Origin of the sequence: Agrococcus jejuensis, assembly GCF_900099705.1 — a bacterium.
GTDB classification, from domain to species: domain Bacteria; phylum Actinomycetota; class Actinomycetes; order Actinomycetales; family Microbacteriaceae; genus Agrococcus; species Agrococcus jejuensis.
Window position 1 is genome coordinate 1,288,641 of the sequence record NZ_LT629695.1, and the last position, 11,375, is coordinate 1,300,015.

The window sequence follows — 11,375 nt, forward strand, 5'->3', positions numbered from 1 at the left end:
CCCTGATGTGACCGAGACGGCTGCGCAGCGCTGGGGAGTCTCCCCCGTCGGCCGCGTCGCCGCGCCCGTCAAGGAGCAGGTCGTCACGGCCATCCGCGACGCCATCCTCGACTTCAAGCTGCGGCCAGGCGACCGGCTCGTCGAGCGGGAGATCATCGAGTCGATGGAGGTGTCGCGCGCGACCGTGCGCGAGGCCATCAGCGTGCTCGCCTCCGAGGGCCTCGTCACCGTCGTGCCGCAGAAGGGCGCGCACGTCACGCAGCCGTCGCTCGAGGACGCGGAGGACCTCTACGAGGTGCGCGCGTCGCTCGAGTCGCTCGTCGTGCGCCGCTTCATCGACCGCGCCACCGACGTCGACGTCGCCCACCTCGTCGCCACCGTCGACCGCATGGCCGAGCGGCTCGACGAGCCGCCGACGATCGTCGACTTCCTCAAGGCCAAGGACGAGTTCTACGACGTGCTGCTCGCCGGCGCCCGCTCGGCGTCGCTCACGCAGCTGCTCGGATCCATCCAGGCCCGCGTGCGCCTGCTGCGCGTCACGTCGCTCTCGACCGCCGACCGCCTCCCCCACGTCGTGACGGAGATGCGCGAGATCGTCGAGGCCATCGAGGCCCGCAACCCCGACCGTGCCGCGCGCCTCATGGCCGAGCACATCCACATGGCGTCGCGGCTCGCGCTGCGCGCCCTCCGCGCGCAGGGCTGAGCCCCGGGCGGGCTCGCGCCCGCCTGCTCGACCGGCGTCCGCACATCCATCCCGGATGCGCACCCGCGCATCCGCATCCGCATCCGTTCCGCATCCGCATCCGCTCGCGAAGGAGCAGCACATGACCCTCACCCCCCGTCAGCAGCAGTCCAAGGACCAGTTCGTCGAGCAGCGCGGCGAGGGTGCGTGGAGCCCGCTGTGGGAGTCGATCGCGAGGATCGATCCCGAGTTCCTCGACGCGTACCGCGAGATGTCGATGGTGCCGTGGCGCAAGACGCACCTCGACGCGAAGACGAAGGAGCTCATCTACATCGCGGTCGACGCCAACGCGACCCACATGTACCTGCCGGGCGTGCGCCAGCACATCCAGGCCGCGTTCCGCCACGGCGCGACGGTGCAGGAGATCATGGAGGTCATCGAGTGCGCCTCGACCCTCGGCATCCACGCGATGAACATCGGCGTGCCGATCCTCGTCGAGGTGCTCGAGGAGCAGGGCCTGCGCACCGGCCCCGCCGAGCTCGACGCGAAGCAGCAGGCGATGAAGGACGACTTCACGGCGACGCGCGGCTACTGGCACTCGTTCTGGGACGAGATCCTCGAGCTCGACCCCGAGATGTTCGAGGCGTACACGGCGTTCTCGTCGGTGCCGTGGCGCACCGGCACGCTCGAGCCGAAGGTGAAGGAGTTCGTGTACATCGCGTTCGACACCGCCGCGACGCACCTCTACAAGCCGGGCCTCAAGCTGCACCTCGAGAACGCGCTCGGCTACGGCGCGACCGTGGGCGAGATCCTCGAGGTCATGGAGATCGCGAGCGTCATCGGCATCCACGCCGCCACGTCGGCCGTGCCGATCCTCGTCGAGGAGGCCGAGGCGGCCGGCAAGCCGCTGCCGTGAGCGAGCGGTCGGGTTCGGGGTCGGGCGGCGTCGCGGGGTCGGTCTCGCTGTCGGTCTCGGGCGCTCGCGCCCTCGCGGTGCGGGCGCTCGTCGTGCTCGGCTACTCCCCCGCCGACGCGGCGACGATCGCGGATCACCTGCTCGACTGCGAGCTGCGCGGGCTCGGGATGAGCGGGCTCGCGCGCATCGTGAGCATCGCCGAGCGCCTGGGGTCGGCGGGGCCCGTGGTCGGGCCGTCTGCCGCGACCGTGACCTCGCCGTCGTCGACGCGCATCGACGGCCGCGACCGCATCGGCTACCTCGTCGCCGACGAGGCCACGACCGCGGCGATCGCGCACGCCGAGTCGAGCGGCATCGGCCTCGTCGGCGCGCACGGCACCTGGTACACCGGCATGCTCAGCCACTACGCCGAGCGCATCGTCGAGCGAGGGCTCGTCGCGATGCTCGCGTCGAGCGCGACACCCTGGGTGGCGCCGCACGGCGGCACGCAGCCCGTCGTCGGCACGAACCCCATCTGCTTCGCGTTCCCCTCCGACGGCGACCCGTTCGTGTGGGACATCGGCACGTCGTCGATCATCCACGCCGACGTCGTGCTCGCCGAGCGGCTCGGGCTGCCGCTGCCTTCCGGCGTCGCCTTCGACGCCTCGGGCGCGCCCACGACGTCGCCGACCGAGGCGCTCGCCGGCGCGTTCACGACCTGGGGCGGACACCGCGGCAGCGGCCTCGCCCTCGTCGTGCAGCTGCTCGGCGCGCTCGCCGGCGCCCCTGTCGCGCCCGGGCACCTGCAGGACTTCGGCATGGTCGTGCTCGCGATCGACCCGGGGGTGCTGGGGGCGGGTGCTGATGCTGGTGCTGGTGCCGCCTCGCTCGGTGGCGCCGCCGCCTTGCGTGCGAGCGTGGCCGAGCTGCAGGCATCCCTCGCCGACACCGCCCCGGTCGACCCCGCGCATCCCGTGCGCGCCCCCTTCGCCCGATCGATCGCCGAGCGCCGCCGACGCCTCGCCGCCGACGCGATCGAGGTGCCGACCGCGGTCGTGGATGCGGTGCGAGCCCTCGCCGACGGCGTGGCCCGCGCCTGACCCTGTGCGGGCTCGCGTCGGCTCCCGACTGGGCACAGATGCACCCGACTGGTCACAGATGCACGCCTGACTGGTCGCAGTTGCACCGAAGCTGCGACCACAGTGGTGCAATTGCGACCAGTCAGGAACCGAGCGGCCCGCATCGACTGCAAGGGCCCGCTGACTGGTCAAGCGTTGCGCTGGCGGGTCACTCGTTGGAGTGATGCGGCCCCGGCCCCTGCTCCCGCCTCGACGCCGCTCCTGTGTCGGACAGCGCGCCGTCGGCGGCCAGCCCCGTCTCGCCCGTCTCTGCCCCCTCGGGCGACTGACGAGGGCTGGAGGGGTCGGCGTCCGACCGTCGGACGCCGGCCCCTCCGCACTCCCCCGGCGCCGCCGACGCATCCCGCGTCGGCGGCGCCTTCGCGTGCGCGGGATGCTGACTGGTCACTCGTGGCCGGGACTGGTCGCAGTTGCACCACACTGGTCGCAGTTTCGGTGCAACTGCGACCAGTCATGGATGCATCTGTGACCAGTGGCCAATCGGGAGCCCTGACCGGGGTCCTGCAGCCGCCCGCGGCCAGGCGCTCCGCCCGCGAGCGGACATCCGCCCGAACGACCCTCAGCCCTCGAACGTCGCCTTCGCGTCGGCGACGATCGCCGGGTCGCGGAACGCCGAGAGGGCGGTCGCCGCGAGCATCACGGCACCGTCGGCGATCGCCGGCGGTGCGAGCGCCGGATCCCCCGCCGCCGCCGCGAACTCGCGCGTGTGCGGCGCGACGTCGCGGGCGAGGCAGATCATCGGGTGGATCGACGGCACCACGTGCGACACGTTGCCCATGTCGGTCGAGCCCGCGAGCGTCGGGTCGGGCTCGAGCTCGCGACCCAGCACGCCGTACGCCGCCTCGGCGACGTCGACGAGCGTCACGTTCGACCGCAGCGAGAAGTACGGCGGCGTGTTCTCCGCGATCTCGACCGTCGTGCCCGTCGCGAGCGCGGCACCATCGAAGCAGGCGCGCACGCGCGGCACGACGTCCGTCAGCAGGTGCTCGCGGTCGCCGGCGCGCACGAAGATGCGCAGCGCCGCGTGCTCGGGGATGATGTTCGGCGCCTGACCGCCGTTCGTGATGATCGCGTGGATGCGCACGTCGTCGGTCATCTGCTGGCGCAGCAGGCCGATCGCCGTGAGCGACAGCGTCGCGCCGTCGAGGGCGTTGCGGCCGATCTCGGGCGCGCCGGCCGCGTGGGCCGCCTTGCCGTGGAAGTCGACGTCGAGCGCGACGCGCGAGAGCGACGAGCCACGCACGGCATCCGATCCCGACGGGTGCACCATGATCGCGAGGTCGACGCCGTCGAGCACGCCGCCGTCGATCATCGGCACCTTGCCGGCCGCCCCCTCCTCGCCGGGGCTGCCGATCACGACGAGGTGCGCCGGCACGGGCGACGCCTCGAGCGCATCCTTCACGAGCATCCCCGCGCCGAGCCCGGCGGCGGCGATGACGTTGTGGCCGCACGCGTGACCGATCTCCTCGAGCGCGTCGTACTCGCAGAAGATCGCGATCGTCGGGGCGTCGGCGCCCGCATCCGGCGTCGACCACCGGCCGACGAACGCGGTGTCGAGGCCGGCGAAGCCGCGATCGACGGCGAAGCCCGCGAGCTCGAGCTCGGCCGTGAGGCGCGCGGCGGCGTGCGTCTCGGTGAAGCGGATCTCGGGATGCGCGTGCAGGTCGGCGGCGACGTCGACGAGCGTCGTGATGCGCGCCTCGAGCAGCGTCTGCAGCTCGGCGATCGTCGCGGGCATCGCGGCGATGCCGGCCTCGGTGGCGGGACGCACGGTGGTGATGGACACGGGGAGGACCTCCTTGGGTCGGTCGGGGTGAGCGGGTGTGGCGGGCGGGTCATCGAACGGGCATGGCGGCGGTCACAGGTTCAGTCCGTGGCCGGGCCCGACGGGCAGGCCGAGCAGACCCCACACGAGGAACTGCAGCAGCCACACGCCCCAGATGACGAGGGTGAAGGGGATGACGAGGCTGAAGAGCGTGCCGAGGCCCGCCTTCGGCGACCAGCGCTGCAGCAGGCCGAGCACGACCGGCAGCATCGGGTTCATCGGCACGAGCGGGTTCGTCGCGGAGTCGGTGATGCGGAACGCGGCCTGCACGTACGCGGGGTCGATGCCGGCGAGCATGAACATGGGCACGAAGATCGGCGCGAGCAGGGTCCACAGCGCGGATCCCGATGCGAGCAGCAGCGCAGGCAGGGTGCAGAAGAGGCTGAAGAGCAGCAGGCCGCCGATGCCGCCGAGGCCCGTGGCCTCCATGCCCTGCGCGCCGGCGGTGGCGATGAGCAGGCCGAGCTGCGACCAGTTGAACCACGCGATGGCCTGCGCCGCCGTGAAGATCACGACGATGAACGGCACGAGGTCCTTCACGGCGGCCGTCATGTGCTCGGGGATCTGCGTCGCCTTCGTCAGGGTCCTCGCGCCGAGGCCGTAGGCGACGCCCGCGATGAGGAAGAGGAACAGGATGAAGATCGGCAGGGCCGTCATGAAGGGCGAGCGCAGGATCTGGCCGCCCTCGCCCTGCAGCGGCGAGCCGGGCACGAGCAGCGCGACGGCGACGAGCGCAAGGTAGACGACGACCGAGATCGCGGCGATGCGCAGGCCGCGACGCTCGATGGGCTCGAGCGGCTTCGACGCGTCCTCGTCGGCGAGCCCGCCCTCGTAGGGGGTGAGGCGCGGCTCGACGTAGCGCTGGCAGACGACGGTGATGACGACGGCGAGGATGAGCGTCGACGTGGCCATGAAGAAGTAGTTGGCGACGGGCGAGACGGATGCCTCGGGGTCGACGATCTGCGCCGCCGACGTCGTGATGCCCGAGAGCAGCACGTCGGTGCCGGCGGGCACGATGTTCGCCGAGAAGCCGGCGACGACGGCCGCGTACGAGGCGGCGAAGCCCGCGAGCGGGTGGCGGCCGGCGGCGAGGAACGCGGCGGCGGCGAGCGGCGGCAGGATGACCATGGCCGAGTCGGAGGCCAGGTTGCCCATGAGGCTCACGAGCACGACCACGAACGTCACGGCCCAGGCCGGTGCCGCGAGCACGGCGCCGCGCATCGCGGCCTTCAGCAGCCCGAGGCGCTCGGCGACGCCGATGCCGAGCATGACCGTGACGATGAGGCCGAGCGGCGGGAAGGTCACGAAGTTCGTGATGGCGTTCGTGAGCGCGTAGACGGCGCCTTCGCCCGAGAGGATGCTGCGGATCGGCACCGCCTCGCCCGTCGCCGGGTCGGTCGTCTCGGCGCCGAGCAGCGCCGCGACGCCGGAGGCGACGGCGACGAGGCCGGCGATGATGAGGAACAGGTAGAAGGGGTGGGGCAGCGTGTTGCCCACCCGCTCGATGCCGCGCAGGATGCGTCCGCCGACGCCCTTGGCGTCGGCGAGCGTGAGCGTCGTGGTGGTGTCGGTGGACATGTGGTTGCTCCGTGGGATCGGCGCCGCGCCGTTGCGGCGGACGGACGTTGCGTGGCATCTTGCCGATCGCATGTCACGAACCGTGTTGCATGATCGATCCGAACCTCGGATGGTGCGATCATGTTCGACATGCATCCCACGGTCCCGCCGCATCCGCACGACCTGTCGGATTCGGACCTGGCCCTGGTGGCCGCCCTGCAGGACGCGCCACGGGCATCGTGGGCGGCGATCGGCCGCGTCATCGGCACGAGCGCGCCGACCGCGAGACGCCGCTGGGAGGCGATCGCCGAGTCGGGCGCCGCGTGGACGACGACCTACGCGGGCTTCTCGGCGGGACTGCTGTTCGGCCTCGCCGAGGTGCGCTGCCGACCCGGCACGGTCGACGCCGTGGCCGCGACCCTGCGGCAGCATCCGAAGATCATCTCCGTCACCGGCATGACGGGCGACCGCGACCTGTCGCTCACGATCCTCGCCGACGACATGGCCCAGTTCCGCAGGCTCATCCAGTCGTGGCTCGGCACCCACGAGGCCGTGACGGGCGTGCGCACCACCGTCGTCACGCGCATGATCTCCGACGGCTCGCGCTGGCGCGCCGTCGGCCCGCCGCACGACCGTCCGCCGCAGGCGACGCTCGACGAGGGACGCACCGACGGCGACGCCGCGACCGGCGAGCAGTGGCGCGCCGTGCTCACGGAGCTCGAGCGCGACGGCCGCGCGAGCGCTCGCGACATCGCCGCCCGCATCGGCACGTCGGAGGCGCACGCACGCCGCGTCGTGCGGCGCCTGCTGGCGAGCGGATGGATCCAGCAGCGCATCGACGTCTCCCTCGAGCAGCGCATGTGGCCGCACGCGCTCGCGCTGTGGCTCGTCGTGCCCGCCGCCCGGCTCGAGGCGACGGCGATGCAGATCGCCGACATGCCGATGACGCGCATGTGCGCGGCCCTCGCGGGCGGCGCCTCGAACCTGTACGTCATCGTGTGGCTGCGCGAGATCGCCGACGCCGCGACGATGGAGGCCGAGCTCGCCCGCAGCCTCGAGCTGCGCGTGCTCGACCGCGCCATCCTGCTGCACTACTACAAGCGCGTCGGGCACCTCTTCGACGACGCCAACCGGCGCGAGGGGCACGTGTCGTGGCTGGCGGAGCTGCCGTAGGCCCGACCAGCTGCGGGTGGTGGCAGGATGCGAGCAGCGCATCCGAGCAGAGGAGCATCCATGTCGTTCCAGGCCTACCTCGACGCCGTGGAGGCGAAGACCGGCAAGACCCCGCGCGCGCTCGTCGCCGAGGCGACGGAGCTCGGGTTCGGCGCCGACACGAAGGCCGGCCCCATCCTCGAGTGGCTCAAGGATGCGTACGGCCTCGGACGCGGGCACGGGATGGCGATGGTGCACGTCATCACGAAGGGCCCGGGCATCGGGTCGAAGCACGTGGGCTCGACGGGCTCGCACCGCGACGAGTCGGACACGCTCTGGCTCGACGGCAAGGACGCGAAGCCCGCCGACTGGGGCGCCTGACCCGCCAAGGCCCGCTCCTCGAGGTGCGAACGCAGTGAGCCTCGAAAGGAGCCGCCCGTAGAGGGCACCCTTCGAGGCTCGCTTCGCGGATCCTGAGGAGGCCGCGAGCGGAGCGAGCAGCCGTCTCGAAGGGCGCACCTCAGGGAGCGGGTGGGGGACGCGTCCCGCTCGTGGAGAGCGGGGCGCGACCGCGCTACTCGACGATGACCGCCGTCAGCTGCGACAGCGGCTCGGCCAGCGCATTCAGCTGCGCCGCGAGCGCGTTCCGCTCGTCGTCGCCGACCGTGTCGTACGAGACGAAGCCCTCGTCGAACGAGCCGTAGGTGGCGAGCAGCGCCGTCATGGCATCGAACTCGGTCTCGAGGTCGTCGGCGAGCGCCGTGCCGTCGTCCGAGGCCTCGGCGAGGTCGCGCACCGACTCGAACGCGACCTGGGCACCCTCGACGTTCGCGAGGAAGTCGTAGAGGTCGGTGTGCGAGAACTCGTCCTCCTCGCCGGGCAGCTTGCCGTCGGGTGCGGCGACCTCGTCGAGCAGGCCGACGGCGCCGTTCGAGATGTCGGAGATCGACAGCGTGAAGTCGTCGCTGAAGACGAGGTCGTACAGCGACTGCACGTCGGCGACGAGGCGGTCGGCGTAGTACGCGCGGCCGTCGGCGTCGAGCGGCGCGAACACCTGGCGACCCTCGAGGTCGGTCAGGTCGAGGTACGCGAGCTGCGCGCCGGCCTCGTCGACGTACGTCTCGCCCTGGTAGTTCGACAGGCCCTCGTCGAGCCACAGGTCGAGCTCGATGCGGTGGAAGCCGGTGAACTCATCGAGCTCGGCGACGGCGCCGGGCAGGCGGTAGTCGATCGCGGGGTCGAGGTCGCCGAACTGCTCGGCGGTCGGCTCGATGCGCTCGTAGTACTGACGAGCGAGGGGGAAGAGGCGGCGGGCCCCGTCGTCGTCGCCGGCGACGTACGCGTCGGTGAAGGCGGCGACGGCGGTGACGAGCTCGCTCACCTGCGACTTCGTGTACGCGACGTACGCGTCGATCGCGGTCTGCTCGTCCGCATCCACCGCGAACGCCTCGCCCGAGACGGTGAACTCGGCGATGCCCTGCGGCTGGCCGACCATGCCGGGGCGGCACGCCGTGTAGTAGGTGCCGGGCTGCAGCTGCACGCGCAGCGAGACGGGCTGGCCGTCGTTCGCGAGGTTCTCGCGCTCGGCCACGATCTGCAGCTGGTCGTCGGCGAAGATCTCGAACTCGTCGACCTGGGATCCGGAGTTCACCATCGTGAACTCGACGGTCCCTGCAGTGGCCTGGGCGACGGCGACGTCGCAGGCGCCGTCGGCGATCGCGACGTCGATGGCCTCGGCGTCGGGCTGGTTGGGCACGCATCCGGCGAGGCCGAGGCCGATGGATGCGGCGAGCGCGGCCGCGAGGACGCGCTGGGAGGGGCGGTTCATGCATGCTCCTGGGTGCTGGTGCTGGTGCTGGTGCTGGGTATGGGTGGCGGGGTGGTCGGGGCCTGGCGTCGCCGCAGTGCGATGCGCAGGAAGATCGTGAGCGCCGGGACGACGTAGAGCCACCAGGCGATGACCTGCAGCCACGTCGGCTCCGACGTGTAGCCGACGAGGCCGAACAGCAGCGCGCCGAGCACGGAGCCGTGCTCCGACAGCACGGCCTCGAGGCTGTAGGCGATCATCGAGCCGCCGGGCAGCACGCCCGCCTCCTGCAGGTCGCCGACGCCGTAGGCGAGCACGCCGGCGGCGACGACGACGAGCACGGCGCCCGTGATCGTGAAGAAGCGACCGAGGTTCAGGCGCAGGGCGCCGCGGTAGACGAGCCAGCCGAGCACGACGGCGACGAGGATGCCCGCGGTCGCCGAGAGCGTCGCGAGACCGATGCCGCCCGCGGCGTCGACGGTCGCCCAGATGAACAGCGTCGTCTCGACGCCCTCGCGGATCACCGAGAGCGCGGCCATGAGCACGAGCGCGAGGCCGCCGCGCGCGAGCGCCTTGCCGACCTTCTCGACGACCTCCGTGCGCATGCTGCGCGCCGTCTTGGCCATCCACACCGTCATCCAGGTGATGAAGCCGACGGCGACGATCGAGAGGATGCCGCCGAGCAGCTCCTGCCCCTGGAACGAGAGGCCGTACGGGCCCCAGGTGAGCACGGCGCCGAGGGCGAGGGTGCCGGCGACGGCGAGGCCGACGCCGAGCCACACGTGGCGCAGCAGGTCACGGCGGTCGGCGCGCACGAGGGTGGCGACGATGATGCCGACGACGAGGGCGGCCTCGAGGCCCTCGCGCAGGCCGATGAGGAAGTTCACGAACACGGACGGGACTCCGACGATCTCAGGAGCCGCGTCGCATCGGCGGCGCAGCAGGGAAGGCAAGCCTTACCTCAGCAGCGAACCTACACTGAGTCCGTGACGGATGACAACGCGCCCGATCGGGGCGCTCGCGGGCTCTCGCGCCGCGGCATGCTCGGCCTGATCGGCGCCGGTGGCGCGGGACTCGCGCTCGGTGGCGTCGGTGGCGCGTTCGCGGGTGCGCAGACCGTGCGCGGCGAGCGAGCGGCGCGCGCGTACGACTTCCACGGCGAGCACCAGCAGGGCGTCACGACGCTCTCCCCCGACGCGCTCGTGCTCGCGAGCCTCGACATGGTCGACGGCGCCACGGTCGACGATCTGCGCGAGCTGCTCGCCGACTGGACCTACGCCGCGTCGCGGCTCGCGCAGGGGCTCGAGGTCGCCGAGGACGGCGCCATCGGCGCGAGCCCCGAGGCGCCGCCGCCCGACTCCGGCGAGGCGCTCGGCCTCGACGCCGCGGGCCTCACGCTCACGTTCGGCGTCGGCCCGACGCTCTTCGACGACCGCTTCGACCTGGCCGAGCGGCGCCCCGCGGCACTCGTCGACCTGCCCCTCTTCGCCGGCGACCTGCTCGAGCCCGCCCGATGCGGCGGCGACCTCGTCATCCAGGCGTGCGCGGCCGACTCGCAGGTCGCCCTGCACGCCGTGCGCAACCTGCTCCGCATCGGCTTCGGCCGCGCGCAGGTGCGCTGGCTGCAGACGGGCTTCACGCATGCCGAGGGCAGCGCCGAGCGCACCATGACGCCCCGCAACCTGCTGGGCTTCAAGGACGGCAGCGCCAACCTGCGCGTCGACGACGCCGCGCACCTCGGCGAGTTCGTGTGGGTCGGCGACGACGCCGACCAGCCGTGGATGGCGGGCGGCACGTACCTCGTCGCGCGCCGCATCCGCATGACCGTCGAGTCGTGGGACCGCACGCGCCTGCGCGAGCAGGAGCGCGTCATCGGCCGCACGAAGGTCGAGGGCGCACCGCTGTCGGGCGGCGAGGAGCGCGACGACGTCGACCTCGACGCCACCGACGACACGGGCCAGCCCGCGATGGATGCCGACGCGCACGTGCGGCTCGCGCATCCATCGGTCACGGGCACGCGCATCCTGCGCCGCCCCTTCAACTACGTCGACGGCGTCACGAGCGTCGGGCAGCTGGATGCGGGGCTCGTGTTCCTGTCGTTCCAGCGCGATCCCGAGCAGTTCGTCACGATCCAGCGGTCGCTGCGCACCGATCTGCTCAACGAGTACATCCGCCACGTCGGCTCTGCGGTGTTCGCGATCCTGCCGGGCGTCGCCGAGGGCGAGTCGCTGGGCGATCGCCTGCTCGGCTGACGCCGCCGCGCCCCCCGCACGCAGGAGGGCCGGTCGACCCGCAGGTCGACCGGCCCTTCGCGTGCG

10 protein-coding genes are annotated in these 11,375 nt (G+C 72.3%); 6 read left to right on the top strand and 4 right to left on the bottom strand.

The annotated features are described in order from the left end of the window. The first annotated feature begins 7 nt into the window (after nucleotides 1-7). The 3 genes from BLQ67_RS06060 (at nucleotide 8) to BLQ67_RS06070 (ending at nucleotide 2,677) form a co-directional block, all read left to right on the top strand. Nucleotides 8-703, top strand: a complete 696-nt coding sequence (locus BLQ67_RS06060) for a GntR family transcriptional regulator (protein ID WP_197674635.1) — start codon at nucleotides 8-10, stop codon at nucleotides 701-703. Between the two features lie 121 nt (nucleotides 704-824). After that, nucleotides 825-1,598, top strand: coding sequence for a carboxymuconolactone decarboxylase family protein (locus BLQ67_RS06065; protein WP_092503374.1), 774 nt, complete (start codon nucleotides 825-827; stop codon nucleotides 1,596-1,598). Next, nucleotides 1,595-2,677, top strand: coding sequence for an Ldh family oxidoreductase (locus BLQ67_RS06070; RefSeq protein WP_197674636.1), 1,083 nt, complete (start codon nucleotides 1,595-1,597; stop codon nucleotides 2,675-2,677). The genes BLQ67_RS06065 and BLQ67_RS06070 overlap by 4 nt, the downstream gene beginning before the upstream one ends. Nucleotides 2,678-3,275: 598 nt before the next feature. On the opposite strand, the gene BLQ67_RS06075 is transcribed toward BLQ67_RS06070, so the two are convergent. Together BLQ67_RS06075 and BLQ67_RS06080 are read right to left on the bottom strand one after the other, a co-directional pair. After that, a complete protein-coding gene (locus BLQ67_RS06075) occupies nucleotides 3,276-4,502 on the bottom strand; it encodes an amidohydrolase (protein WP_092503376.1) in 1,227 nt (408 codons plus the stop codon). Between the two features lie 72 nt (nucleotides 4,503-4,574). Then, nucleotides 4,575-6,119 carry an AbgT family transporter gene (locus tag BLQ67_RS06080; protein WP_092503378.1) on the bottom strand — a complete coding sequence of 515 codons (1,545 nt, stop codon included), beginning with the start codon at nucleotides 6,117-6,119 and terminating at the stop codon, nucleotides 4,575-4,577. Nucleotides 6,120-6,248: 129 nt separating this feature from the next. On the opposite strand from BLQ67_RS06080, the gene BLQ67_RS06085 reads away from it, so the two are divergent. After that, nucleotides 6,249-7,271 (top strand): Lrp/AsnC family transcriptional regulator, encoded by a 1,023-nt coding sequence (locus BLQ67_RS06085; RefSeq protein WP_172802258.1) that lies wholly within the window; start codon nucleotides 6,249-6,251, stop codon nucleotides 7,269-7,271. A gap of 60 nt (nucleotides 7,272-7,331) precedes the next feature. Further along, nucleotides 7,332-7,631, top strand: coding sequence for a DUF4287 domain-containing protein (locus BLQ67_RS06090; RefSeq protein ID WP_092503382.1), 300 nt, complete (start codon nucleotides 7,332-7,334; stop codon nucleotides 7,629-7,631). 193 nt (nucleotides 7,632-7,824) lie between these two features. Here the strand turns inward: BLQ67_RS06090 and efeO are convergent, their stop codons facing one another. Together efeO and efeU are read right to left on the bottom strand one after the other, a co-directional pair. Continuing rightward, nucleotides 7,825-9,078 carry an iron uptake system protein EfeO gene (gene efeO, locus BLQ67_RS06095; RefSeq protein ID WP_092503384.1) on the bottom strand — a complete coding sequence of 418 codons (1,254 nt, stop codon included), beginning with the start codon at nucleotides 9,076-9,078 and terminating at the stop codon, nucleotides 7,825-7,827. Continuing rightward, nucleotides 9,075-9,950, bottom strand: coding sequence for an iron uptake transporter permease EfeU (efeU, locus tag BLQ67_RS06100; protein ID WP_092503386.1), 876 nt, complete (start codon nucleotides 9,948-9,950; stop codon nucleotides 9,075-9,077). The genes efeO and efeU overlap by 4 nt, the downstream gene beginning before the upstream one ends. A 93-nt stretch (nucleotides 9,951-10,043) precedes the next feature. On the opposite strand from efeU, the gene efeB reads away from it, so the two are divergent. Next, entirely contained in the window at nucleotides 10,044-11,309 is a 1,266-nt protein-coding gene (efeB, locus tag BLQ67_RS06105; protein ID WP_231945185.1) for an iron uptake transporter deferrochelatase/peroxidase subunit, read from the top strand. The last annotated feature ends 66 nt before the right edge of the window (nucleotides 11,310-11,375 follow it).